This window comes from Flavobacterium marginilacus (genome assembly GCF_026870155.1).
Lineage (GTDB): Bacteria > Bacteroidota > Bacteroidia > Flavobacteriales > Flavobacteriaceae > Flavobacterium > Flavobacterium marginilacus.
This window is the reverse complement of record NZ_CP113975.1, coordinates 3,397,345-3,423,809: the sequence shown is the minus strand read 5'-3', so window position 1 is coordinate 3,423,809 and position 26,465 is coordinate 3,397,345. Positions and strand designations below refer to the sequence as shown.

The 26,465-nt window shown below is 34.5% G+C and carries 26 protein-coding genes and 1 tRNA gene; 18 read left to right on the top strand and 9 right to left on the bottom strand.

Translation table 11 applies throughout. The annotated features are described in order from the left end of the window. Window positions 1-161 precede the first annotated feature (161 nt). From OZP07_RS14155 to OZP07_RS14135, 5 genes are all read left to right on the top strand, one after another. A complete protein-coding gene (locus OZP07_RS14155) occupies window positions 162-590 on the top strand; it encodes a PaaI family thioesterase (RefSeq protein WP_281635599.1) in 429 nt (142 codons plus the stop codon). Between the two features lies 1 nt (window position 591). Next, window positions 592-1,674 carry an isochorismate synthase gene (locus tag OZP07_RS14150; RefSeq protein ID WP_281635598.1) on the top strand — a complete coding sequence of 361 codons (1,083 nt, stop codon included), beginning with the start codon at window positions 592-594 and terminating at the stop codon, window positions 1,672-1,674. A 71-nt stretch (window positions 1,675-1,745) separates the two neighbouring features. Further along, a complete protein-coding gene (gene bshB1, locus OZP07_RS14145; RefSeq protein ID WP_281635597.1) occupies window positions 1,746-2,462 on the top strand; it encodes a bacillithiol biosynthesis deacetylase BshB1 in 717 nt (238 codons plus the stop codon). Between the two features lie 77 nt (window positions 2,463-2,539). Then, window positions 2,540-2,613: transfer RNA gene (locus tag OZP07_RS14140), tRNA-His, on the top strand. A gap of 175 nt (window positions 2,614-2,788) precedes the next feature. Next, complete coding sequence (locus tag OZP07_RS14135; protein ID WP_194639024.1) at window positions 2,789-3,118, top strand: YegP family protein; 330 nt, start codon at window positions 2,789-2,791, stop codon at window positions 3,116-3,118. A 75-nt stretch (window positions 3,119-3,193) separates the two neighbouring features. On the opposite strand, the gene OZP07_RS14130 is transcribed toward OZP07_RS14135, so the two are convergent. The 4 genes from OZP07_RS14130 to OZP07_RS14115 form a co-directional block, all read right to left on the bottom strand. Beyond that, window positions 3,194-4,291: a PAS domain-containing sensor histidine kinase gene (locus OZP07_RS14130; RefSeq protein WP_281635596.1), complete on the bottom strand. Its 1,098-nt coding sequence runs from the start codon at window positions 4,289-4,291 to the stop codon at window positions 3,194-3,196. 245 nt (window positions 4,292-4,536) lie between these two features. Then, a complete protein-coding gene (locus tag OZP07_RS14125) occupies window positions 4,537-5,553 on the bottom strand; it encodes a M28 family peptidase (RefSeq protein ID WP_281635595.1) in 1,017 nt (338 codons plus the stop codon). A 28-nt stretch (window positions 5,554-5,581) separates the two neighbouring features. Further along, window positions 5,582-6,355, bottom strand: a complete 774-nt coding sequence (locus OZP07_RS14120; RefSeq protein ID WP_281635594.1) for a dienelactone hydrolase family protein — start codon at window positions 6,353-6,355, stop codon at window positions 5,582-5,584. Window positions 6,356-6,471: 116 nt separating this feature from the next. Further along, entirely contained in the window at window positions 6,472-6,924 is a 453-nt protein-coding gene (locus OZP07_RS14115) for an Lrp/AsnC family transcriptional regulator (RefSeq protein WP_194639015.1), read from the bottom strand. Between the two features lie 234 nt (window positions 6,925-7,158). Here OZP07_RS14115 and rocD point away from each other — a divergent pair, with 234 nt between their 5' ends. The 4 genes from rocD to OZP07_RS14095 all read left to right on the top strand — a co-directional run bounded on the left by rocD (window position 7,159) and on the right by OZP07_RS14095 (window position 11,161). After that, the gene (gene rocD / locus OZP07_RS14110) at window positions 7,159-8,409 is read left to right on the top strand and encodes an ornithine--oxo-acid transaminase (protein WP_281638479.1); all 1,251 of its coding nucleotides are present in this window, start codon (window positions 7,159-7,161) and stop codon (window positions 8,407-8,409) included. Between the two features lie 264 nt (window positions 8,410-8,673). Then, on the top strand, window positions 8,674-9,486 hold the full coding sequence (gene cobA, locus OZP07_RS14105; protein ID WP_281635593.1) for a uroporphyrinogen-III C-methyltransferase: 813 nt from the start codon (window positions 8,674-8,676) through the stop codon (window positions 9,484-9,486). After that, on the top strand, window positions 9,483-9,719 hold the full coding sequence (locus tag OZP07_RS14100; RefSeq protein WP_281635592.1) for a MoaD/ThiS family protein: 237 nt from the start codon (window positions 9,483-9,485) through the stop codon (window positions 9,717-9,719). The genes cobA and OZP07_RS14100 overlap by 4 nt, the downstream gene beginning before the upstream one ends. Before the next feature lie 137 nt (window positions 9,720-9,856). After that, on the top strand, window positions 9,857-11,161 hold the full coding sequence (locus OZP07_RS14095) for a M28 family metallopeptidase (protein ID WP_281635591.1): 1,305 nt from the start codon (window positions 9,857-9,859) through the stop codon (window positions 11,159-11,161). A 74-nt stretch (window positions 11,162-11,235) separates the two neighbouring features. Here the strand turns inward: OZP07_RS14095 and OZP07_RS14090 are convergent, their stop codons facing one another. Together OZP07_RS14090 and OZP07_RS14085 are read right to left on the bottom strand one after the other, a co-directional pair. Beyond that, window positions 11,236-12,018, bottom strand: a complete 783-nt coding sequence (locus tag OZP07_RS14090; protein ID WP_281635590.1) for an alpha/beta hydrolase family protein — start codon at window positions 12,016-12,018, stop codon at window positions 11,236-11,238. A gap of 6 nt (window positions 12,019-12,024) precedes the next feature. After that, window positions 12,025-13,146 (bottom strand): lactonase family protein, encoded by a 1,122-nt coding sequence (locus tag OZP07_RS14085; RefSeq protein ID WP_349293639.1) that lies wholly within the window; start codon window positions 13,144-13,146, stop codon window positions 12,025-12,027. Window positions 13,147-13,211: 65 nt separating this feature from the next. Here OZP07_RS14085 and OZP07_RS14080 point away from each other — a divergent pair, with 65 nt between their 5' ends. Continuing rightward, window positions 13,212-13,364 carry a hypothetical protein gene (locus OZP07_RS14080; RefSeq protein WP_281635589.1) on the top strand — a complete coding sequence of 51 codons (153 nt, stop codon included), beginning with the start codon at window positions 13,212-13,214 and terminating at the stop codon, window positions 13,362-13,364. 13 nt (window positions 13,365-13,377) lie between these two features. Here the strand turns inward: OZP07_RS14080 and OZP07_RS14075 are convergent, their stop codons facing one another. From OZP07_RS14075 to OZP07_RS14065, 3 genes are all read right to left on the bottom strand, one after another. Further along, window positions 13,378-13,869, bottom strand: coding sequence for a L,D-transpeptidase (locus OZP07_RS14075; protein WP_281635588.1), 492 nt, complete (start codon window positions 13,867-13,869; stop codon window positions 13,378-13,380). 389 nt (window positions 13,870-14,258) lie between these two features. Continuing rightward, complete coding sequence (locus OZP07_RS14070; RefSeq protein ID WP_281635587.1) at window positions 14,259-15,611, bottom strand: TlpA family protein disulfide reductase; 1,353 nt, start codon at window positions 15,609-15,611, stop codon at window positions 14,259-14,261. Window positions 15,612-15,870: 259 nt separating this feature from the next. Further along, the gene (locus tag OZP07_RS14065) at window positions 15,871-16,623 is read right to left on the bottom strand and encodes an SDR family NAD(P)-dependent oxidoreductase (RefSeq protein WP_281635586.1); all 753 of its coding nucleotides are present in this window, start codon (window positions 16,621-16,623) and stop codon (window positions 15,871-15,873) included. A gap of 627 nt (window positions 16,624-17,250) precedes the next feature. On the opposite strand from OZP07_RS14065, the gene nirB reads away from it, so the two are divergent. The 8 genes from nirB (at window position 17,251) to OZP07_RS14025 (ending at window position 26,229) form a co-directional block, all read left to right on the top strand. Next, window positions 17,251-19,758 carry a nitrite reductase large subunit NirB gene (gene nirB, locus OZP07_RS14060; RefSeq protein ID WP_281635585.1) on the top strand — a complete coding sequence of 836 codons (2,508 nt, stop codon included), beginning with the start codon at window positions 17,251-17,253 and terminating at the stop codon, window positions 19,756-19,758. Between the two features lie 256 nt (window positions 19,759-20,014). Continuing rightward, window positions 20,015-20,392: a nitrite reductase small subunit NirD gene (nirD, locus tag OZP07_RS14055; protein ID WP_194639003.1), complete on the top strand. Its 378-nt coding sequence runs from the start codon at window positions 20,015-20,017 to the stop codon at window positions 20,390-20,392. A gap of 34 nt (window positions 20,393-20,426) precedes the next feature. After that, entirely contained in the window at window positions 20,427-21,014 is a 588-nt protein-coding gene (locus OZP07_RS14050; protein WP_281635584.1) for a DUF4202 domain-containing protein, read from the top strand. Window positions 21,015-21,128: 114 nt separating this feature from the next. Beyond that, window positions 21,129-22,937: a sensor histidine kinase gene (locus OZP07_RS14045; protein WP_194639000.1), complete on the top strand. Its 1,809-nt coding sequence runs from the start codon at window positions 21,129-21,131 to the stop codon at window positions 22,935-22,937. A 161-nt stretch (window positions 22,938-23,098) separates the two neighbouring features. After that, window positions 23,099-23,758 carry a response regulator transcription factor gene (locus tag OZP07_RS14040; RefSeq protein ID WP_194638998.1) on the top strand — a complete coding sequence of 220 codons (660 nt, stop codon included), beginning with the start codon at window positions 23,099-23,101 and terminating at the stop codon, window positions 23,756-23,758. Window positions 23,759-23,881: 123 nt separating this feature from the next. Further along, complete coding sequence (locus tag OZP07_RS22165; RefSeq protein ID WP_349293638.1) at window positions 23,882-24,112, top strand: hypothetical protein; 231 nt, start codon at window positions 23,882-23,884, stop codon at window positions 24,110-24,112. A gap of 346 nt (window positions 24,113-24,458) precedes the next feature. Next, window positions 24,459-24,677: a hypothetical protein gene (locus tag OZP07_RS14030; RefSeq protein WP_194639651.1), complete on the top strand. Its 219-nt coding sequence runs from the start codon at window positions 24,459-24,461 to the stop codon at window positions 24,675-24,677. 136 nt (window positions 24,678-24,813) lie between these two features. After that, a complete protein-coding gene (locus OZP07_RS14025) occupies window positions 24,814-26,229 on the top strand; it encodes a CmpA/NrtA family ABC transporter substrate-binding protein (protein WP_281635583.1) in 1,416 nt (471 codons plus the stop codon). The last annotated feature ends 236 nt before the right edge of the window (window positions 26,230-26,465 follow it).

Below are 26,465 nucleotides of genomic sequence, written 5' to 3'. Positions count from 1 at the left end.
TGTGACAATTTCATGAATTTTTTGGAATCCAGCCTTGCATGCATTTAGCCTGTCACGCAAATACTATGGACTTTCAATGCAGAGTGGTTTGTTTGATTTGTATTCAATTTGTTTTTTGAATTATCAAATTAGCGTATTTTTACAATCTTTAAAATTAAGATATGACTTTTGATAAAGATAAAACCCTCGAATTTTGCAATACCTTTTCTAAAAACACTTTGATGGAAACTCTGAATATCGAGTATATTGATGCCGGGCCTGATTTTTTAACAGCAAAAATGCCTGTGAATTCTTCAGTACATCAGCCGATGGGACTGCTGCATGGCGGTGCTTCGGTGGCATTGGCAGAAAGCGTAGGAAGTGCGGCGTCGCATTTTTTTATTGATGCAAAAAGCCAGGAGGTGAGAGGAATTGAGATTTCGGCCAATCATTTAAAAAGTATCCGAGAAGGATTTGTCTTTGGAACAGCACGTATTATTCATAAAGGAAAGAGCCTGCATCTTTGGGAAATTAAAATCACGGACGAAGCTGGGAATTTGATTTCGCTATGCAAATTGACAAATATGGTTTTGACGAAAGAGAATAAATAATATGAGTGATTTTTTTGAAAGAGTACAGCAGCAGCAGGAGAAAAACCTGCCGTATGTTTTGTACTGCAAGCCCAATTCAGATACAATAATCGGGATGTTTCAGCAGAATGATACGTTGTTTAATGTAACTGATTTTACCGAGAAAGGATTTGTTTTTGCTTCATTTGACGGAAACAGGATTCATTTAATTCCTGAAAATGAATCGGAAATAATAGGTGCTGTTAGAGAAAAAACAGCTGCTGATGTCGCAGGAAGTATACAGGGAATTCTTGATGAGTCGGATAAAAATGATTTTGAAAGCATTGTTGCTAAAGGAATTCGGGCGATAAATAAACAGGAGTTTAAGAAAGTTGTTCTTTCCCGAAAAGAAATAATAAAACTGGAAGAATTTGATTTAACTGCAGTTTTCGAAAACTTGGTACAATTGTATCCGACTACTTTTGTATATTGTTTTTTTCATCCGCAAGTTGGACTTTGGATGGGAGCGACACCAGAACAATTGGTAAAAGCCAATGTAAATGTGTTTGAAACAATGGCTTTGGCAGGAACACAGAAAGATTACGGCTCGGATGAAATTGTTTGGGAAAAGAAAGAAAGAGAAGAACAGCAGTATGTGACAGATTATATTGTAGACCAGCTGCAGGAAGCTGTACTGGAAGTTTCGGTAACAGAACCATATAATCTTAAAGCCGGCAGTATCTGGCATCTGAAAACGGATATTTGGGGAGTATTGAATACAGGTTATAATTTAAAGCAGGTCGTTAATTTACTGCATCCAACCCCAGCTGTCTGCGGACTGCCAAAAGAAGCTTCGAAAGCTTTTATTCTGGAAAATGAAAATTACGATCGGACTTTCTATACTGGTTTTTTGGGAGAATTGAATACGAGTTTTGCTGTAGACTCGGTTAGTTCAAATCTGTTTGTCAATTTAAGATGCATGGAAATTGAAATGTATTCCGGGACAAAAAATGTAAAAGTAAATTTGTTTATGGGCTGCGGTATCACGAAAGACAGCGTTCCTGAAAAAGAGTGGGAGGAAAGCGTCAACAAATCAATGACAATGAAAAGAGTTTTAAACGGTTAAAAAAGTTGATAGTTTGTTTTTTAAGAACTTAACAATAAACTACAAACCAAAAATAATAAACAAAAAAAGATATGAAATTAGATATATTGGCTTTTGGGGCACATCCCGATGATGTAGAATTAGGATGTTCCGGAACAATCCTAAAAGAGATTTCTCTAGGTAAAACGGTCGGAATTATTGATTTGACCCGTGGAGAATTAGGTACACGCGGTTCTGCTGAAATTCGGGATGAAGAGGCAGCAGCAGCAGCGAAAATACTGGGGGTTTCTGTTCGGGAGAATTTGAATATGAGAGACGGTTTTTTTGTCAATGATGAAAAGCATCAGCTGGAAATTATAAAAATGATCCGTAAGTATCAGCCGGAAATCGTATTGTGTAATGCAATAGATGACAGGCATATAGATCATGGAAAAGGCAGTAAATTGGTTTCGGATGCCTGTTTTTTGTCAGGTCTGATGAAGATTGAAACAATTTTGGACGGTGAAATCCAAAAAGCATGGAGACCCAAATTAGTATATCATTATATTCAATGGAAAAATATAGAGCCGGATTTTGTTGTGGATATTACAGGCTTCACAGATAAAAAAATTGAAGCAATTCTGGCTTACAGCTCCCAGTTTTATGATCCGGATTCGAAAGAACCGGAATCTCCTATATCGAGTAAAAACTTCTTGGAAAGCCTGAATTACCGTTCCAGAGATCTTGGGAGGCTTACTGGTGTGGAACATGCCGAAGGATTTACTGCTGAAAGGTATTTGGCAGTCAATAGCTTAGGAGATTTGAAGTAAAAATGTCAATTTTTTTTTGATTTTTTGTTTGCAGAAGCAAACATTTGTTCTATATTTGCAACCGCTAAGCGCAAATGGTGGTTGTAGCTCAGCTGGTTAGAGTAGCGGTTTGTGGTGCCGCGGGTCGCCGGTTCGAACCCGGTCAGCCACCCAGAATGAAAAGCCTTGAAGAAATTCAAGGCTTTTTTTGTGGAATAAACTTTCGGCTGAAAAATGTTATTTAAGTTGTTCTAGTTTTTGAATTCAGATTTAAGTTTTGTATTTTAGAAGGCGATATAATAATTTCAGATTTTAACTATTTATAAATTAATAACACTTAAACTTCTATGGGAACATTTTTGATTACTAAAAGAAAAAATGACGAATTTCAGTTTGTTTTGAAAGCAGGTAATGGTCAGGTTATTTTGGCTAGCGAAGGTTATACAACAAAAGCTTCTTGTGATAACGGAATTGAATCTGTTAAGAAAAATTCACAGGATGATGCTCGATTTGAGAGATTGGAAGCCAAAAACGGAAAGCCTTATTTCAATCTAAAAGCTTCTAATGGCCAGATTATTGGTACTAGCGAAATGTATGAATCAGCTGCAGCAAGAGATAATGGAATTGAGTCTGTTAAGAAAAATGCCCCAGATGCAGTTATAAAAGAAGAATTATAAGTTATAGAAAAAAATTGAAAACAAAAGGCTCCAAAGAAATTGGGGCTTTTTTGTTGCGTACATTCGTTTGCGTAATTATGAGAAAACCGGTTCTTTTTTAAAAGAAATAATAAAGGTTGTTCCTTCGTTGATCTTGCTTTCTACATCAATTTTACCGCCTAGGCTTGTGACGTGGTTGTTTACTAAATAAAGCCCGATTCCTTTGCTGTCTATGTGGTTGTTGAACTTTTGGTGTAAACCAAATATTTTATCTTTTACGAGCTCCATATCGAAGCCAATACCATTGTCAGAAAAAATCAACTGATCAACTTCATCCGTTTTTCTGGAATGGATGGTAATAATTGGTGAACAGCCCGGGATAGCATATTTAATTGAATTAGTCAATAAATTTAGAAAAATGCTTTCAAGATAGGATTTGTTAAAATTAATCTTTTCGAGCAGCGAAAAGTCAATATTGATAACAGCATTTGACTTTTGTATTAAAGAATTTATAGAAAGAATGACAGTATTAAGAATTGTACCTAGGTCTATTTCTTCAATTTGTGCAATAGACTTATCCTCTAGGATTAAAATATCTACATAATTATTTAAAGTTTTCTTTAATGTTTCGGTAGCAGACTGAAGCATCTCAAGAAACTGCAGGGTTTCAGAATCTTCAATTTTGGTAACATCCAAGAGGCTGAAAATTGAAAGCAGATTGTTTACAGGAGACCGCAGATCATGTGAGCTCGTGTAACTTATTTTTTTGAGGTCGTTATTGGTTTTTGTAAATTTAGTAAGCAGTAAATTCCGTTCCTCTTCCAGTTTTTTGTTGTGTGTGATGTTTTTTGCAATTGCATAAACTAATTTTTCGTCAGCTGCAGGCATTGATGTCCAGGAGAGCCATACAATTTCACCGCTTTTTGTAACGTATCTGTTTTCGAAATTTAAGAGTGGTTTATTTTTGTATAATTCATTCCTTGCTTTTGAAGTGTATATCTGGTCATCAATATGGATAAAATCGTTTATTGGTTTTGAAAACAATTCCTCATTTGTGTAGCCTAATAATTGAGAAACCGCTGGATTAATTCTTTTGAAAAAACCATCGAACCCAGTGATACAGAGTAAATCAGCGGATAGTTCAAAAAAATGCTCAAATAAGTATTTGCTGTCTGAATTTGGATTTACTGTCATTGTTGAATATTACAATTGTTATACTTCAATTCTTTTGATGCGATAAATAGGGAAGGGATAGTATGATCTCTTTCGTTTCTTCTTAATCTGCAAAAAAAGATATAATGCATCTCGTAAGCAATCTGAATATCTTTTAACTGAATTCCAAATATATTGATATTGTTTTGATTTCCTGTATGGTTTTTTGAAATATGCGTTAAAAAAAAAGAGCTTCAAATTTCTTCGAAGCTCTTTTCTGCTAAATATTATTTTGCTTGTTTGTCAACTATAATTCTGTCAGGCCTGTTAGCTAAATCCCAGGCAATTGCAAATGCTAGCTGGGCTCTTTTTGCTAAAGCATCGAATTCAATTTTCTCTACTTCATCAGTCTTTTGGTGGTAATCGGCGTGTACACCATTAAAAAGAAATACGGCAGGAATACCAAATTTAGCAAAGTTATAATGGTCAGAACGCTCATAGAAATGATTTGGATCTTTTGGGTCATTGAATTTGAAATCCAAATCCAGTTTGGTGTATTTTTCGTTCTGTGCAACGGTAATGTTGTGTAAATCGCTGGATAACCTGTCTGCACCAATCACATATACATAATTATTAGTGTCAGGATGATCAAAATCACGGCGGCCAATCATATCGATATTAATATCTGCAATAGTATTTGCTATTGGAAATAATGGGTGTTCAGAGTAAAAACGTGAGCCGTGTAAACCGTGTTCTTCACCAGTTACATGCAGAAATAATATAGAACGTTTTGGACCATGTCCCTCTTTTTTCGCTTTTTGGAAAGCTTCGGCAATCTGCAGAATGGCTACTGTGCCGGAACCATCATCATCAGCACCGTTATAAACATCTCCGTTTTTTACCCCTACGTGGTCGTAATGTGCAGAAACGACTAAAACTTCGTCTGGTTTTTCAGACCCTTCAATGTATGCCCAAATATTCTCTGAATCAGGCAGGTTTTGATTGTACTTGGCATTTAAGTAGGAAGCAGGAATAGGCTGATAATAGCTCGCAGCTCCTTTTGGGTAGGATATTTTACTTTTTTTGTATTGCTCGATAAGGTATTTTCCAGCTTTTTTTTGTCCTTTGGATCCAGTATCGCGGCCTTCCATTTCATCGGAAGCAACAATGGTAAGTTTTGTTTTTAATTTTTCGGCGGTTATGGTATTCATAAACTTCGTCGGATCATCATTGTTAACCGCTTTCTTTTGTGCGAAACAATGAAACGCTGTTATAAATACAAATAGTGTTAGTACTTTTTTCATTTAAAATCTAGGGTGTTTATTTAATTTATTATTTTTTTAATACTTCGTTCAGGAACAGCTTGAAATGTTCGAAAGATCTTTTGGCGGCCACTTCATTGTATGCAGCTCCTTTAGAATTATCTGTTCCTGACTCAGGATTGGTAAAGGAATGTACAGCATTGGCATAATAAATCATTTGCCAGTCGGCTTTTGAGTCACGCATTTCCTGCTGAAAAGCGGTTATTTCTTCTTTTGATTCATAGGGATCATCTGCGCCATGACAAACTAATACTTTCGCCTTTATCGATTCTGTAGGTCTTGCAGCATCTTTGCCTAAACCGCCATGAAAGGAAACAATTCCTTTAACATTGAGGTGCCCCCGGGCTGCTTCAATGGCACCAGTTCCTCCAAAACAATAACCAATAATTACGATATTATCAGGATTTGCTCCAGCGTCAATAAGCTGCTGCAAGGCTAGTGAAATCCGTTTTTGATAAGCCAAAAAATCATTTTTGTAAAATCCTGCAATTTTTCCGGCTTCGGCATTGTCTTTAGGATAGTTTCCTTCTCCGTATATATCTGCTATGAAAGCATAATAACCCAATTTTGAAAGACTTTCCGCAGTATCTTTAGATAATTTGTCAATTCCTTTCCAGGCAGGTAAAATTAATATGCCGGGGTTTTGATTGCTTTTCTTCGTAGGATTGATTTTGAAACCATTCAAGACCTGATCCCCGTCTTTGTATTGTACTGGTTTTAATTGACCAAAAGCTTGGCATGTAATTAAAATCATTGCGAAAAATATAATTTTTAAGTTTTTCATGGTGCTATTTTTTGCAAATATCTAATAAATTATTGATATAAAAAAAACCTTGAAAAATGCTTCTTTCAAGGTTATTAGATCGTTAAGTTAGAATTTTATGTTTTTTTCTTAACTATTTACAAACTGATGTTCCGTTTAAAGGCACAGCCTAATTCAATTAGGGATTCTGTCTTTGAAATGCCGGGAATAGAGTCGATTTTTTCATAAAGCAGCCTTCTCATGTGTTCATGATCTTTGGCTATCATTCTTATGTAAAGCGTAAAAGTGCCCGTGATGTAATAACATTCGGTTATTTCTGGAATCAGTTTTAGGGCTTCTATAACTTTTTCAGAATCCTGATCTTTCTTCAAAGTGATTCCGGTAAAAGTTCCCCAGTCGTATCCTATCTTTTTTTCGTTTAAAACGGGTCTGATCCCAGATATGATTCCCTGTTCTATTAATCGGTTGATGCGCTGGTGCACCATAGTATTTGAAATCTTGAGATTAGTCGCTATTGCAGAAAAAGCCATTCTTCCGTCTTTTTCCAATTCTTTTATGATATTGATGTCAAATTCATCTAAAATGTCCATATTTTCCTTTTTTAAAGTTAAAATCACTTTTATTTGGGATAAAAGTAATTGTTTTTTTATTTGTTTTTCCGCCGCGGGTATCTGGATGCGTTAAAATAACAACATGACTTATTTTTGTTATAAATAAATGTTTATTTTTTAAAAATGATGTTATAAAAGTCAAATTTAGCTTTTTATTTGGTTGATAAAAAACATTTGTTACTTTTGTATGAATATTTTATAAAATTTTAGATGATGGAACATACAGCACAATCACTTTCTTTAAAAGCGGAAGTTTTAATTGAAAAAGAGAATAAATACGGCGCACATAATTATCATCCGTTACCGGTTGTTCTGGAAAAAGGGGAGGGTGTTTTTGTATGGGATGTTGACGGAAAAAAATATTTTGATTTCTTATCTGCTTATTCTGCAGTAAATCAAGGCCACTGCCATCCAAAAATAGTTGGAGCAATGGTTGAACAGGCGCAAAAACTGACATTAACTTCGCGTGCCTTTTATAATGACCAATTGGGTGTTTATGAAGAGTATGTAACCAGATATTTTGGTTTTGATAAAGTGCTTCCAATGAACACTGGAGCCGAGGCTGTAGAAACTGCTTTGAAATTGTGCAGAAAATGGTCTTATGAAGTAAAAGGAATTCCTGAAAATCAGGCTCAGGTTATTGTATGCGAAGGAAATTTTCACGGAAGAACTACTACTATTATTTCTTTTTCAAATGATGAAAGCGCAAGAAAATCTTTCGGACCTTTTACCGAAGGTTTTATAAAAATACCGTATGATGACATTGAGGCTTTAGAAAAAGCATTGAAATCTTCAGCTAATATTGCTGGTTTTTTGGTAGAGCCTATTCAGGGCGAGGCTGGAGTTTATGTTCCAAGCGAAGGTTATTTGGCGAAAGCCAAAGCACTTTGCGAAGCGCATAATGTATTGTTTATTGCAGATGAAGTTCAGACAGGAATTGCCAGAACAGGTAAATTACTGGCAGTGCATCATGAAAATGTACAGCCAGATATTTTGATTTTAGGCAAAGCTATTTCTGGCGGTGTTTATCCAGTATCGGCGGTTTTGGCCAATAATGCGATAATGGATGTAATCAAGCCGGGACAGCATGGATCTACTTTTGGAGGAAATCCAATCGCAGCTGCCGTTGCCGTTGCTGCTCTTGAAGTGGTTCGTGAAGAAAATTTATCTGAAAACGCACAAAAATTAGGTTTGATTTTAAGAAAAGGATTGAATGAAATCGCGGAGCGTAATCCATTAATAGAATTGGTTCGAGGCAAAGGACTTCTTAATGCAATTGTGATTAACAGCAGTGAGGATTCTGATCTGGCTTGGGATATTTGTCTTCGTTTCAGAGATTATGGGTTATTGGCAAAACCAACTCACGGTAATAAAATACGTTTTGCACCGCCATTAGTAATTACAGAAGATCAAATTCACGAATGTCTTGCTATCATAGAGAAAGCACTGAACGATTTTAGATAATAATCTTATTAAAAATACAAAGAGAGGCAACCGAAAATTTTGGATAGCCTCTCTTTGTATTCTACAGTATAATGAATTTTATAAATATGTAATACTTTGAAATGATTATTGTCTTTTTTGCGGGTCATTTTTTGTCAAATAGTTAAAAGTAAATGCTTTTCGGAAAATAGAGAACATATTTTGTTTAAGCGTTATTTTTAATACTTATATTTGTGTACGTATTTTTACGTAGTTAATCAGAAGTTGAACTTTATACTTTGAATCATGAAAACGGCAGATAAACCAAAATTAACAATAGTAGGAGCAGGGCCTGGAGATGTAGAACTGATTACGCTAAAGGCAGTTAAAGCATTAGAAAGTGCCGATGTTGTTTTGTATGATGCATTGGTTAATGAAGAACTGCTGCAGTATGCTCCGCAGGCTGAAATTATATTTGTTGGAAAACGTTTTGGATGCCACGCTTATAGTCAGGACCAGATTAACGATTTAATTGTGTCGATGGCAAAAAGTAAAGGGCATGTTGTTCGTTTAAAAGGCGGTGATCCTTTTGTTTTTGGAAGAGGAAGCGAGGAAATTGATTTTGCCAGTCAATTTGGAATTGATACGGCAATTGTTCCCGGAATTTCATCAGCAATGGGAGTGCCTGCTTCCAATGGAATCAGCCTGACGCAAAGAAAAGTTGCTGAAAGTTTCTGGGTAATTACCGGAACAACTTCTGAACATAAATTGTCAAAAGATGTTGCTCTGGCTTCACAATCTTCGGCTACGGTTGTCATTTTGATGGGAATGAATAAATTGGACGAGATTGTCGCTTTATACCAAAACAACAGAACCGATGATCTGCCTATTGCAATTATACAAAACGGTACCAAAACAACTCAAAAGAAAGTAGTTGGAACTATCAGTACAATTACAGCATTAGTAAAAGAGAACGAAATCGCTTCTCCGGCGATTATCGTAATTGGTGAAGTGGTTAAAAATACTTCAAAATTAACTTCGTATATCGAAGAGGAAATGGTTTTTGATTCTTTTTTGGAAGAGGAATTTATATTGCAGAATCTTGATGAAATGAAATGATTAGGATAAAGTATTTTGGTGCTCTTGCTGCGCGGACAAGACGCCGTGGTGAAAAAATTGATTTTTCGGATTTACCGTTAAGCAGATTATTGGCTGAGCTGGAAAAAAAATACCAACTCAAGCAGTTTCCTTTCAGTGTAGCAGTTAATCAAAAAATAATTCATAAATTTTCGAATCAGATCTTAAAAAACAACGATACCGTTGCTCTCCTTCCTCCTTTTATAGGAGTGTAATTCAGTTTTTTGAAGTATTCTTAAAGATTATGATTATTTAGTGTTTTTTCTATTTAAAAATTCGTATTTGAAGTATTGTTTTACAAATAAATAGCATACTTTTGGTTTAGTTAAGTTGTTATTTATAAAAGTAAAATATGAAAAAAAGTATTGCAGGTATATTTGTTTTAGGTCTGTGTTTTGGTGTTCATGGACAATCTATTGATAAGGTTATTACTTCCAATGAAGTTTCCCGTATTGAAAAAGTCTTATCTGCAGATGATATGCATGGAAGGAGAACTTTTACTCCCGGAATTGATAAAGCATCAGCCTTTATAGAATCAGAATTCAAAAAAGCAGGACTGAAACCTTTTATGGGAGTGGCTAATTTTAGACAGGAATTTTCTATGACTGAGTCTAAAGCTGTTTCTTCCAAGATAATTATCGACGGAAAAGAAATTGACAACAACCAAGTAGTTGCTTTCTCTTATCAGTCACAGGTTTCTTTGACCGAGAAAAGCGATATCACAGTTGTCAAAATCAGTAAAGGAGATAATCTAGGAAAGAAATTCAATGAATATTACAAGAGTTCCAAGAGTTATCTGGTATTAGTTGATGCTTCTTTTAATAATGTGCTGCCAAATATTCAGCATATTGACAGAATCACTTCTGAACCTGGAACCAATACAGTTTTGTTTGTTTTTGGAGTTAATGAAGCTGCTGCTTTTTCAGTTGAATTATCCAATACTATTTCCAAGAAAACATTGAATAATGTAGTTGGTATATTGCCAGGCAAAAGCAAGCCGGACGAATATGTTATTTTTTCCGGACATTATGATCATCTTGGAGTGGGCTCGCCGGAAGAAGGTGTTCCGCACCCTGCTAATGATTCTATTTATAATGGTGCCAATGATGATGCAGCGGGAAGTACAGCAGTGATTATGCTGGCTAATTATTTTAAAAAACTGAATAATAACGAACGTACTATCATTTTTAGCACATTTGTTGCCGAAGAATTAGGCGGTTTTGGGGCCAAATATTTTTCAAAACAGCTTCCTGCGGAAAAAGTAATTGCCATGTTCAATTTAGAAATGATTGGTACAGAATCTAAATGGGGAAAAAATTCAGCGTACATAACTGGATTCGAAAAATCAGATTTTGGAAAAATTCTGCAGAAAAATTTAGAAAAAACGACTTTTAAGTTTTATCCGGATCCATATCCTGAGCAGCAGTTGTTTTATCGTTCCGATAATGCTACTTTGGCGAAACTAGGAGTGCCTGCTCATACTATTTCGACTTCAAAAATGGATAATGAGCCCTTTTATCACACTGCCGATGATGAATTTGAGACATTGGACATCGCCAATATGACCGAAATTATTAAATCTATAGCTTTAAGTTCTTCGTCCATTATCAGCGGGAAAGACACGCCGTCAAGAGTTGATACTACTCAGTTAAGATAGAATTCAGAGATATACAATATTTAAAAAGCAGCTCTATTTTGGAGCTGCTTTTTGTTTATTCTATTAAAATTAATTTACTCATTCAGGAATGTAAAAGTGTAATCATTAATTTCTTTTCTCTGTTCTTTATTGGCACGATCATCCATATCATTATGAATGGTATTTGGGAGCTTAATGATTTTTATTCCAAATTTTTTCTGTTCTTCTGCAGTTGGTAAAACGCCTTCATCTGCTGTTAGGTCACTTGAGCGTAAGGAATACACTTTTGGATGATTTGTTCTTGGTAAAGCCATTCTTCGGTTATCCATAGCGATAATTTTATCAACTATATTTGGATATTTTTGAGGAAATAAAGCCGTCATATCTGCTCCATTTGAGTGTCCAATTAGTGTAATATGTTTAAAATCTAAATTTGGATTGGACTTTTTCAATTCATTTATAACAAACATTATATTATCTGCTCCACTTTTCCAAAATGGCATTCTAACAATTTGTGGAATTCCAGTTTTAGGAATTAAACTATCCGTTGGTAACTCGTGCTGAATACTGGCAACAAAATATCCCTTTGAGGCAATAAAATTTGTTAAATAGGAATATTTTGTATTCGAATTCCCTTTGTTTTGATAGTAACCGTGGCTAAAAATTATAATTTTTTGTTTCTCAATTTTCGGGTCTGATTTTGGTTTGTAAATCATTACTGGAACTTTCCTGTCTCTGGAGGTATCAAACAAATCTATACTATCCAATACAACTTCAAATGTTTTGTTTTGAGTTGTAGCTGCTGAAGATTTTTTATTAGTAAGACAGCTTGTCAGAAGCCAACAGATTAGAATTTGGATGTAAATATTGTTGTTCATTTTCTGCTAATATTTTCTGATTTTGACACAGGAAACATTTTTCATTTTTAGTTCTCTGCCTACTTTTTTAAGTAATCCAGTTTTGGCATTTCGTTTAAAGACAAATACATTTCCGCTTATAGTATTCGTTACAATCAGAAATTTTCCGGTTTCATCAATAGCAAATACTCTGGGATGATTTCCCAAAGTAGATTGGTATCCGATCAATGTGAGTTTGCCATCATTTCCGATTGAATATATGGCGATATTATTTTTTTCGCCCCGGTTGGAAGCGTATAAAAAATGCCCGTCCGGAGAAATATGAATATCAGAACTTTCAAAATTGCCTTTGTAATCTTCGGGATGTGCTGCTATTCTTTGAATGCTGTCCAATTTTCCGTTTTCATAACGGTAAGCACTTATGTGACCTGCTATTTCTTCGATACAATAGGCAAATTTACCATTTGGATGAAAGGTAAAATGTCTAGGTCCGCTTCCTAAAGCGGTTTGGGTAAATGGATTTTCAGCAGTTACTAAAGGTTCTGTTTTATCTTCTTCAAATTTGTAGCATCTGATTTTATCTGCACCTAAATCAGGTAAAAAGAGATAATCACAGCTGGGTGAAAAAACGGTGGAATGAACGTGCGAACGCTTTTGTCTTTCAGGGTCGACGCTTCCCTCAGAATATTGAAAGTTTTGAGCAATTGGATTTATCATTCCGTTATCAGCAATTGGATAAACAGAAACACTTCCTTCAGTGTAATTACCGTTTATCAGCCATTTTCCATTTTTATGAACTGTCATGTAAACTGGGTTTTCTCCGCCGCTGCTTTGGCTGTTTATAAAAGTCAGTGTTTTATTTTCGGGGCTAAACTCAAAACTGCTCACTTTTCCTCCGTTTGGAGTTTTACTTTCGGTACAGGCAAAAACAAACTTCCCATTTGGCGACAAAGTAAGATAAGACGGGCTTACAATATCTTTTACTGCTGTGATTTTTGATAATTTTCCGCTGATAGTATCTAGCTGATATACATAAATGGCATCGGTAGTTTTATCTCTGTTAAAGGAACCGAAAAAGACATAGGTATTTTGCGAATACAGATTCATGCAGGCAAAAAATAGAATCAGAAATTGTGTTGTTTTTTTCAATGTGAAGATGTGTTTTGAGTGTGCTGAAGCAGATCGTTTTAATAAAGACGAATATAGGAAATAAAATGATTTTATGGCTTACAGCAACAACAGCCATGAAGAATTTAGGAGCAGTTCTGAATGATTATTTAGGATGTTTTTCTTTTTTCCTGTTCTTTTATGATGGTGTTCAGATAAGGCATAATGATTTCTTTAATTTCAGTTTCTGGAATAGCTAAAGCTTTTGGATTTTTAATGAGCTGCAGTCAAGGTTTTATCAAAATTATAACTCCTAAAAATAACAGCCGGAGTCCCCTTGTATTTTATATTTTCATCATCGGCCAAAACCCATTGGTATAAAAATTCAGCATCTTTTTCCTGTAACCGCATGCAGGAATGTGATGCTGGATAATCGGGTAATTCGTATTGATGAAATCCAATGCCTTTTTTGTTTTCGATATTGAAATTCCATTTTAGTTCCCATTCGTCATTGAATGTGCTGGTGGTTTCTTCTGCTTTCCAATTTGTAAAGAATAATCCTGTAGGCGTTGGATCCTTTTTTTTGCCCATATTGGCTGGGTCGGCGCAGATTAAAATTCCATTTTCGTAAGTGGCAAAAGTTTGAGCAGGATAAGAGAAAAAAATAATTTTATCGACTTCCCGCAACGAAGTTACCTGTAGGGGAAAAGGCAAATAAAATACTATGTCGCCACTAAGATCGGTTGGAATAATAACAGAATCCATTTTAGTAAAATTAGCTTTGTCTGTTCGGTTTACAGCGAGAGTAATTTCTAGGTTTTCTTCACTTGTGTTTTTTTTCAGCCATTCTTTTGTGTTTCTAAAGTATAGGAAACATTTTTTGGTTCTTTTCGAACGGGCATTTTTTTAGCAAGAGCTTTATTTTCATCACCATATTTTACAGGATAAGAATGCAAGTGCAATAATTCCGAATAGTATAATTGATTTTTTCATGATGCCTTATTTAATTTTCTGTAAAAATGAATTAAATAAGGCGATATGCTGTTATATAATTATTCGGAATTATTGTGTGTTTTACACTTAGCTGACTTAATCTTATAATAATCAGTTTTTTACTTATTTGTGTAAAAAAAAACTTAAAAATGGCTTTTAAATTATATTTTTAGACTGTTGAATAAATCAATAAGTTTAGTGTCAGATGGTCTAGGGGCATGGGCGCTGATGATATTACCTTCAGGGTTAATAAGAATAAATGTTGGGACTCCATTGACTCCATAATCTTTCAAAAATTGTGATTCCCATTCTTTATCTGCCAATAATTGAATTCCACCTAATTTTTGTTCTATAACAAATTTGCTCCATTTTTCCTGATCCTCTATTGCATCTATTGAAATACTTACAAATTCAATGTTTTTTTCTCTATATTGTTCTTCCACTTTCTGAAGGAATGGGATTTCCTGGCGGCAGGGTGCGCACCATGTAGCCCAAAGATCTATGTAAATGTATTTACCTTTTAGATTTTCCAAAGAAGTTTTTCCCCCTTTTTGATTTTTATAATCAAATTTTGGAGAGGGATTTCCAGGTTTTAATACATTTGTTGCATTATAATTTTGGGTAAGTTTTTCTTTTAGTTTTAAATCAGTTACAATTGATAAAAATTCATTGTATGTTTTTTCGTAATTTGGATTTTCAATACTAATATCATTTATCGAGTTTTCAATTAAACGATTTTTTATACTTTGACTTTTAAGAGCTTTAATTTCTGGAATTGCATTTCTTGCCGAAATGAAAAAACTATAATCATCCCCTTTAATGTTTTCATAAAATTTAGTCATAACAATTTCTTTATATTCATCTGAAAATAAAAAATCATTATTATTATCCAAGTCAATTGTTTCATCAATTTGCGGGAATGTTTCTGAAACTTTAAAGTCTTTTAATTTTGCATAGTTATAATGATATTTTTTATAAGTCAATAAATATTTCTGTTCTAAATAATGAATACTTCTATCTTCTTTTTCTTTGAAATAGGTATCAGTAAACTTTGTGTTACCATATAAAATAGTTACAGAATTTTTGATTTTTTGGAGTTTATTTAAGAATACTTTTTCGTCTAGTTTATAAAGCTCTTCGGGAGCGGTTACAGTAGTTATGAGTTGTTTTTTAGCAAGATATTGATTTTCGATACTCCCTTTTCCTGTGTATTTTAATGTAGAATTGAAGTTTTTGTCGTCAGCATTTATTGCTAATTTTGATTGTTTTGATAAATAGATAGGGAAATTGTTTTTAGCTGTTCCAATCATGTACAGCCCATCATATTCTATAGATAAATTTTCTAGAAAACTGCCATCTGGTTTTAGTTTAATTTCTTTATCAAATGATTCTCCTTTAATTCTAATTTTTCCATCTTCGGTATTTGTTATTTTTCCTGAAACTGTTATTGTTTCTTTTGAAGTTGTAAAAGATGCGAAAACTAAAATTAGCAATAGACAAATAATTTTTTTCATTTTGTTATTTTTTAAAGTTATTTCAACGTTAAATCTTCATAAAAATAGTATTTAATAGTGATTAAAATATAGTTTTTTTGAGTTTTTACTTTGAACTAAACTTATTTTCTTATTGCAAATAGAATTGATAAAATATTTTGACTTTATAAAATAGGCAAAATTATTGTTTAGATCTGAGCGATCAGATTTAAACAACAATGGGGTAGAATGCAATTCATTATCGTTGCTCAGGGACATCTGTGCGGGTGAAAAAAGACTTTTATTTTTTATAGATCATAGTAGGAGCCGATTGTGCTTTAGCATATATTGTTACATCGGCAATTGTTACACGATCTGGAGCATTGACAGCATAAGCAATAAAATCGGCTATATCTTCGGCTAATAACGGGTCGTAGCCTTCATATACTTTTTGGGCTCTTTCTGTGTCACCTTTGAATCGGACTTCTGAAAACTCAGTTGCAACGGCTCCTGGTGCAATATTTGTAATTTTAATCCCGTGCTGGGTTAAGTCAAGACGCATTCCTTCGCTGATGGCTTCAACCGCTTTTTTTGAGGCGCAGTACACGGCACCGTTCGCATAGGTTTGTTTTCCTGCAACTGAACTCAAATTGATAATATGGCCCTTTTTTCTTTCTACCATCTGCGGAATTATGGCTTTGGAAACATACAATAATCCTTTTACGTTTCCGTCAATCATTACGTCCCAGTCTTCGATATCGCCATTGTCGATAGTAGAAAGTCCATGAGCATTACCAGCACTGTTTACTAGAACGTCAATATTTTTCCATTCATTTGGCAGTGAATTAAGCTGTAGTTCAACTTCTTTTCTGTCTCTGACATCAAAGATTAAACTATGAACTTTTATGTTTTCGGCCAATGTACTTTTTAATTCTTCGAGTTTTTCAGCACGGCGTCCGCAGATGATTAAATCATATCCGTTTTCGGCCAATTTGATTGCTGTGGCTTTTCCTATTCCTGAAGTTGCGCCTGTTATTAAAGCTATTTTTGTCATTTTTTTAGATGCTGTTTTATGTAAAATGTTTTTCAAATGTCAGTCACTTTCGAAACCTTTAATTTTTGCACTAAGATAATAAAAGTGTGTGAACGAGTAGCTCAATTTAACAAACAGGCAGTTGCTTTATGCTTTTTTAGGCTGTGAAATTATATCAAGCAGGCTTGTTTTTTAATTTCATTTGTTATCATTTGTAAAGACGATTATTGAAGCGAATGTTGAGCAATTTCAATTTTATTAAACTGCATCCAGCACTCAATGTTTCCTGTAAATCACTTTAAATGGTCTTGATTCAAAAAGATTTACACAGATATTTTAAAAAAAACAATAATGAAATCTATGAGAATCTTTGTAATCAGTGGCAAAAAAAAATACATGGTATTATTTGCGGACAGTCATAAAATATTAAGTGTTTTTGTTAGTTTCTCTAAGTAGTTTGTAAGTAAGTGCTTTGTAGCTATTTAATGTGCTTAAATGAGTGGACGTATGTAGTCTAAGTATGTATTTACGTATGATTCGAGCAATAGTTATTAAAAATGATTCTATTTTAGAAAAAAAATCTAAAAATAAGTATATAAATTAAGTATTTATACGTATGTTTGCGTAGTAATACTTAATTAACAGATTATGATTAATGTGATAGTAGTCGGAAACGGCATGGTAGGTTATAAATTTTGCGAGAAATTCATTTCGAAATCTGGGCAAGAGAATTATCAAATTACAGTATTTGGAGAAGAACCAAGACGCGCTTATGACAGGGTTCACCTAAGTGAATACTTTGCAGGGAAAAGCGCTGAAGACCTGTCTCTTTCAACGGGATCATGGTATAAGGAGAATAACATCATATTAAACACTTCGGAGTTAATTACAGATATCAATAGAGAACAAAAAACGATACACACACACTTAGAAAAAACATATCAGTATGATTACTTAGTTTTGGCTACTGGGTCAGCTGCATTTGTACCGCCAATTGACGGTGTGGAAAAAGAAGGGGTTTTTGTTTACAGAACCATTGAAGATCTTGATGCTATTATGGCTTACGCCAAAAAAATAAAAGCCAATGGGTCTACTGAAGCAGCGGTTCTTGGAGGAGGTTTATTAGGGCTTGAGGCAGCAAAAGCTGTTCGCGATTTAGGATTAAATCCTCATGTAGTAGAATTTGCTCCGCGATTGATGCCAAGACAATTGGATCAAGGCGCAAGTGATATGCTTCAATCTAAAATAGAAGAATTAAATATAGGTATTCATCTAAATAAAGCAACTCAATATATAGATGGAGAAGAGAGTATAAAAGGAATGATGTTTGCCAATGACGATTTGTTAAAAGTTGATATGTTGGTTATATCAGCCGGAATTAAACCCCGCGACGAACTGGGAAGAGTTTCCGGACTCGAAGTAGGCGTTAGAGGCGGTATTGTGGTAAACAATAAAATGCAGACATCAGATCCTAATATCTATGCTATAGGTGAGGCTGCTTTATACAATCAAATGATATATGGTCTTGTGGCTCCTGGCTACGAAATGGCTGATGTTGCTGCCGAACAAATCCTTAATGGGAATAAAACGATGAGAGAAACCATCGATATGTCAACTCAATTGAAACTAATTGGAGTTGAAGTTGCGAGCTTTGGTGATCCTTTTATTGAAAACGAAGATGTTACTGCAATTGTTTATGAAAACAAATTCAGCGGTATTTACAAAAGAATCAATGTTACCAAAGACGGAAAAACATTATTGGGCGGAATCCTTGTAGGAGATTCATCAGATTACAACGGTCTGTTCCAAATTTATGCCAATGCAATGGCCTTGCCTGCAAACCCGGAAGATTTAATTCTTGGTTCGCGCGGTGGAGAAGGATCTACACTTGGCAGTGCATCTGACCTGCCTGATACAGCGGTTATCTGCTCTTGCGAAAACGTGACCAAAGGTGCTATCTGCTGTTCAATAACTGACGGAACTTGTGAAACTTTTTCAGATGTTGTTAAGCTTACCAAAGCTACTTCAGGTTGCGGAGGCTGTAAACCAATGGTAGCTGACTTAGTAAAAGCAGCTCAAAAATCAATAGGAAGAGAAGTAAAAGAAAGTATCTGTGAGCACTTTAGTTATACAAGACAAGAATTATTTGACCTTGTAAAAATCAATAAATACACTAATTATTATGAAGTAATTGATCATCATGGAAAAGGTGACGGATGCGAAATCTGTAAACCGGTTGTAGCTTCAATTTTCTCCAGTATTTATAATGACACTGCTAATAAGCACGTAACTACACAGGATACCAACGATAGGTATTTAGCAAACATTCAAAGAAACGGAACTTATTCTGTTGTGCCAAGAATTGCTGGTGGTGAAATCACTCCTGAAAAATTAATAGTGATCGGTGAAGTTGCTAAACAATTTGATTTATACACTAAAATAACCGGAGCACAGCGTGTCGATTTATTCGGAGCCCACTTGGATGATCTGCCAAAAATCTGGAAAGTATTAATCGATAATGGTTTTGAAAGCGGACATGCTTATGGAAAATCATTAAGAGCCGTAAAAAGCTGTGTGGGTAATACGTGGTGCCGTTATGGAATGGATGACAGTACAACTTTTGCCATCGAATTAGAAAATCGTTACAGAGGAATTCGTTCTCCTCATAAATTAAAAGGAGGAGTTTCTGCCTGTATCAGAGAATGTGCCGAGGCGAGAGGAAAAGATTTTGGAGTAATTGCTGTTGAAGGCGGCTGGAATCTTTACATCTGTGGTAATGGCGGGGCCAATCCAAAACACGCTGTTTTATTGGCTGAACAAATAAATAAAGAAACTGTTTTCAAATATATGGATCGTTTCCTTATGTATTATATCCGTACTGCAGGACCATTAGTCAGAACATCTACTTGGTTAGAAAAACTGGAAGGCGGTTTGGATTACCTAAAAGAAGTTATTATTCATGACCGTTTAGGTATTTGCGAAACATTGGAAACTGAGATGGAATCACTAGTTGGAACTTTCGAATGTGAGTGGAAACAAGTACTTGAAAAACCAAGATTGATGAAACGTTTCAGTCACTTTGTGAATACGGATGAGAAAGATGACAACATTGAATACGTGCCGTTAAGAGATCAAAAAATGCCAAGACCTTGGTAGGTACTAATTGTTCGATAATACAAATTTAAATATAATTATTTCACAAAGATTCACAAAGAATACAAAGAGATTCGCGAAAATTTAAAATAAAAAAACAACAGCAAAGACAACTACAAACAGAAAATTATCTTCTCGTGTCTTTGGGTTCATATTGTGAATCTTTGCGAAATAGCAACTTAATAACAATACTTTTCCGCTCTCGGTTCTGCTAATCCTCATGGCGGGGCCGGGATCTGAAAACAAAAAACTAAATCCCATGGAAGATCTATTAAGCCAATACAAAACGGTAAACACAAGCGAAGTGAAAATTTGGTTCAAAGCTGGAAACATTAAAGATTTTCCAAGTAACAGAGGCGGATGCATCAAGTATAAAAACAAACAGATTGCCATTTTTAATTTCGAAAGAAGAAACGCTTGGTACGCCTGTCAAAATGCCTGTCCTCACAAAATGGAAATGGTTTTATCCAGAGGAATGACCGGTTCTGCTGATGATGTTCCAAAAATTGCATGTCCAATGCATAAAAAAACATTCTCATTGGTTGATGGTTCTAATTTAAATGGTGAAGACTATTCAATCGCAACTTATCCTGTGAAAGTAGAAGGTGATGAAGTATTCGTTGGGTTTTTAGAATAATGTATGTATCTTTGAATATATACACTATTCCAAAATGAAAACTATTCCCTTCTTAAACGCCAGTGCGTGGATTGATGCAGAAAACGAAGCCGATCCAAATAATGAAATATACCAAGAAATAACCTATCCGAAAGAATTATTGTATTCGGACAGAATGTATGAAAGGCTGATGGATTTTCAGCCCAATGCTTCAGAAGCAGTTCAGATAGCAGCTAAGGCACAGCACATCTGCCGCTGGAAAATGCCAAGAGAATCGTATCCGATGGACCGTGTCGGCTATTTGAAATGGAGAGAAGATTTAAAAAAATTCCATGCCAAAACGACTGCTGAAATATTGAAAAAAGCAGGATATGAAGATACTTTTATCGATCGTGTATCTTTCCTGATTGAAAAAAAACTGCTTAAAAAAGACGAAGAAACACAACTTCTTGAGGATGTTATCTGTTTAGTGTTTTTAGAATTTTATCTGGATCCTTTTGTCCAAAAACACGATACTGAAAAACTGAAAAACATCATTCTGAAAACCTGGAATAAAATGTCTGATAAAGGACATCAGGAAGCTTTGAAAATTAGTTACACACCAGAAAATCTTCAGTTAATAAAAGATTCTTTAGGATTGTAATTGGATTGTTGTTTAAAAGAATAAGGCTGTAGATTAAAAAGATTTTCATAGATTAGTTTATTAAAAACTATAAAAATCTTTTTAATCTTTGGCAGAAAAAAAGGTACGGTCTTCATGAAAAAAAAATCCAAAGTATCATACGACAAAATGACTTTCAAAAAATTAAGGCGAATGTATATATTCGCCTTAATTACCATTGCCGTCACTGTACTTTTGAGTCAATTGCTTATCCAATATAATCTTTACAGTCAGCTCAGCGATTCCAAAATAATAAACATTTCGGGGAAGCAGAGAATGCTGAGCCAGAAACTGACTAAAGAAATCCTGATCCTTAATTTTATAACTGATTCTTTACAGGAAAAGAAACAGATAAATACCATTTCAAATACTATTTCTCAGTGGAAATTTAATCATTATTCTCTCGTAAACGGAAATAATAAGTTAGGTTTTCCAAGGGAAAAAAATCCTATTCTCAATAAGGATTTCGAGAATCTGAAACCAAATTTTGATATCATAATTAAAGCCGGCAGTACTTTTTTGGAAAACAAAAAAGAAAACAAAAATCAGCAGGAAAATCAAAAACTGGTACAAACCATACTCGAAAACGAATCGGTTTTTCTTTCGAAAATGAACCAGATTGTAACTGAATACGATAGAGAGGCTCTTGAAAAAGTAACCCTGCAGCGCAAAACTGAATATGGTATTCTAGCTTTTACATTATTGGTTTTACTGCTGGAATTTATATTTATTTTCAAACCTACTAATAAAAGTGTAGAACTGCTTATTTCTACTTTACTGTCATCGGAAAAAAAGGCGTTAAAACTGGCGCAGAACTCCGAAATCATCAGCGAAGCCAAAGAAAACTCAGTAAAAGAACTAAAATCTCTCAATTATGCGATGGAGAATACACTGCTTTACTGCAGAATTGCGACCGACGGCACTATTATTCATATTGGAGAGAAATTTTCTAAACTACTTCAGTATAATCCTTTTCTTTCAGACAAAAAATTTGGGCAGGTACTTACTCCAATTGAAAAGGAACAGCTTTTTATAGACCGCATTATACTGGAAAACCACCGCAGAGGCTGGCAGGGAGAATTAAATATCACTACCAGAAACGAACAATCGCTTTGGCTGGATTTATCGATGGTGCCTGTTACGATAAGAAAAGACGAATCGGAGCTTTTAATTATCTGTTTTGATATTACCGAACGTAAAAAAGCGGTTCAGGAAGTTGAGCGTTTGAATACGGCAAATATTGAAAATAAGCTGAATCAGCAAAAAATAATTTCAAGTAAAATTGTCGAAAATCAAGAGAATGAGCAAAATAGAATTGCTCGGGAAATTCATGATGGAATAGGACAGATGCTTACAGGATTAAAATTCAGTCTCGAAAGTATAAATCTAGAAGATAAAGAAAAAGCGGCTGTAAAAATAGACTATCTGAAAAAACTGTCTCTTGACATCATAAAAGGAGTCCGTACGGCTACTTTCAATTTAATGCCTCCTGAATTAAGTGACCACGGAATTAATCCAGCGCTTTCAAAACTTACGGCAGAACTTTCAAAACTAACAGGAAAGAATATTTTATTTTACAACAAAACCGATTTCAACGCTCGATTGGATTCTTTAATCGAGATAAATATTTATCGATTAACCCAAGAAGCTATTAATAACGCTATAAAATACGCCGATTCAACTCATATTATCGTGCAGCTTTCACATAGTGCCACACTTTTAAGTATTACTGTTGATGATAACGGAAAAGGATTTGATATTAATGCTGTGGAGAAAAAGAGAAACAGCGAATCTGGAATGGGTATGCTTTTCATGAAAGAACGCATTCAATACATCAATGGCCGTGTTTTCTTCAATTCAATACCAAACGAAGGAACGAGGATTACTTTTAATATTCCTATTTAAATTTCAATAGCTATTTGAATTTCAATGCGATTGGTATTGCTGTTCAAATTCGATATTGCAATTGTAATTGATTTTTTTAATTAAAAACTCAAAAAATACGTATCTTAGCATGCAAATTAGATGAATCTACGTAAAAACGTAAGATGAGTAATAAGTATAGTATGAGTGATAAAATTCAAGTAGTCCTTGCAGATGATCATGTTTTTGTAAGAGACGGCATAAAATCTTTATTAGAAAACGAAGCCAATATTACTGTTATAGGCGAAGCGACAGATGGTCTCGAAGCACTGACAGCAATAGATGAACTAAAACCAGACTTGTTGATTCTTGACATCAGAATGCCTAATCTTACAGGGATAGAAGTTGTCGAACAATTAAGAAGCAAAAATAATTTTGTAAAAATCATAATGCTTTCGATGCATGAGTCCGAAGAATACGTATTAAAATCTATTCAAGCGGGAGCAGATGGTTACTTACTTAAAGGTTCAAGTAAAGAAGAATTTTTAAAAGCAGTTCATACTGTTTCCAACGGCGGAAAATATTTTAGCGGTGATATCTCTTCTATATTAATTGGGCAGCTTACCAATCCGTCACTTATTGCAGAGCCAAAACAATCATTGGGAGAAGATCAGGTAATTACCAAAAGAGAAAAAGAAATTTTAAAACTTTTGCTCAGCGGAAAAGGTAATAAGGAAATAGCCGAAGCATTAGATATCAGCAAAAGAACTGCCGAGGTACACCGTTTTAACCTAATGAAAAAATTAAAAGTAAAAAACCTGATGGAGCTTTCTAACAAAGCAACCGAATATTCGTTATTATAACGAAAAACTTAATTGTAAGGATTTCTAATCCTACTGCTTAACATCCATTTTAGGGTAACATCCAAAACCAGATTGTTAATAGAAAAGAATTAATTGCTAAAGGAATTACCCGAATCCAGTTTGATGCTAATATGTGGGGGTGTATCTTTTTTTGATAATACTCATCGGTATTATATGGGAAATAGGCACTGCAGCGAACACATTCCAGAATATTTCCCAGCTCAGATAGGCATTGTATGCGGAATGGTAGGCTATTTAGGACTTGGAGGTTTTTTTGGTTCCATCATCTTTAGTTATTTATTGACAACAACAGGAATATGGTCTAGTTCATGGCTTTTTATTCTTATATTTTAAGCATCTGCTTAATTCGGATGCATTACACCATCAGCAGAATCATGAATGAAAAACAGCCGGTTTTATATAAAACATTAGACCGCAAAAATTAAAATAATAGAAAAACCAATGTTTTAAAATCTTATAAAGCTGTTAGAATCATTTCTGACAGCTTTTTTTTGCCTGATGCATAATACTTAGCTGTTTATTATTATAAAAAATTATCCCCAGAATTCCTGATAAATAAATGAACTGCTTAATTTTTTTTGTAAAAATAAGTATAAATACTTAATTATTTTTATAAAACTGCGTTTTGGCAGGTTTCAAACTCAGTATACTACTTAGATTTGTGTAAGAAATATGTAGTATGTCAATAACAAATTCACTTTCACTTTCACACCGAATTTTATTTTTAAATGCATTAGCTTTTAGGGTGTGTTTTGCCTGCTGGATACTAAATGGAGTAATGATTACTTATTTAGTGACAGCCTGTTTAATCTGGATGCACTTGACAATGACCAAAATGATGAATGAAAAGCAGCCAGTTTTTCCAAAGAAATGGACCGAAAAAATAATGCCTATTTAGTTACTTGTGTATAGCTGCCCTGCAAAACTCTTATCTGGAGAGCAGTTTTTATTTTAAAAACCAACCAGTCTTACGAATACAAATACTGATAAAATTTTTATCTAACTCAACTATTAACTGCCAAAATCAAAAGACCATGAGAAAATCTGCCTCAAAATTAATTGCCCTTTTGGTAATAGTGTTTACTGTTACCGCTTTTAAAAGTCCAAGTTCGATCAATCCTATTTTAAAAAAGAAAACTGTACATGGACGCAAGAGTGCTGATGACGAAAATCCTCCAAAAACAAAAAAGCTGCCTGTAGAAAAAGCCATTTTAAATATTGGTTTTATTAAACTTACGGATATGGCACCTTTAGCAATTGCAAAATTCTTAGGATATTTTGAAGATGAAGGACTTACTGTAAATTTAGAAGCGCAAGCAAATTGGAAGGAAATTCTAGATAAAGTAATTGAAAATCAGCTTGACGGAGCTCAGATGCTTGCCGGACAGCCTATAGCGGCGGCAGTAGGATGCGGAAGACAGGCACAGCTGGTTACTTCTTATTCTATGGATTTAAACGGAAATGCTATTACGGTATCAAACGAGGCTTGGGCAAAAATAAAAGACAGTATCCCACAGGAATATGGAAAACCTGTTCATCCTATTCCATCGTATGCATTAAAACCAGTTTTAAATTTTTATAAAAAAACAAATAAACCTTTTACATTTGGTATTGTAGGTGCCTATTCAACACACAATTATCAGCTGCGCTACTGGCTGGCTGCAGGCGGAATAAATCCTGGATTTTATTCCAATAATAACATTCAGGGGAGTAAAGGAAACAGCGGTGCTGATGTGCAATTGAATATTACTGCGCCTCCGCAAATGCCCGAAACACTAAAAGCAGGAATCATCAACGGCTATTGTGTTGGTGAACCATGGAATCAGCAGGCAGTTGAAGAAAGTATTGGTGTTCCAATTGTTACAAGTAAGGAAATCTGGAAGAATCATCCCGAAAAAGTGTTTGTAATGACAAAAGAGTTTGTTACCAAATATCCAAATACGGCTACTGCGATTACTAAAGCATTGATTAAAGCTGGAAAATGGCTGGATAATCCTGAAAACAGAAAAGAAGCTACCCGCATTTTATCCAAATCGGCTTATGTGGACGGAAGTAAACGAGTGATTGATAATTCGATGTTAGGAACTTTTGAATTCGAAAAAGGAGACGTGCGTTTAGTGCCTGATTTTAATATTTTCTTCAAATACAATGCGACTTATCCTTATTATTCAGACGGAATTTGGTTTATGACACAAATGAAACGATGGGGACAAATAGCTGAACCTAAAACAAACGACTGGTATATCAGCAAAATCAAAGAAGTTTATAAACCTGAAATTTGGTTTCAGGCTGCAAAATTATTACTGGAAGAAGGTTTTATTATCGAATCTGATATTCCGGTTACCGATGGATTCAAGCCGGAAACAAACGAATTCATTGATGATAAGAATTACGACGGACGAAAACCTGTAGAATATATCAACAGTTTTAAAATTGGTTTAAAAAACTAGTTTAGATTTTAGAAACAAAGAGAAAATACCGCCAAAAACAGATTTCAATCCTTAAAAAACTGATGCTTCTCATTTGATGCATCAGTTTTTTTTTAGAACTAATTTATGAAAATTGATGTTCTTTAAATATTTAATGAAATGGTTATGGTTTGCGTGAATGATGGCAGTGGAGCTCTTTTTTTATTTTAATTGCCATGGTTTTAAACCTGTGGCAATTGAAATGAAAAAAAGCGGGA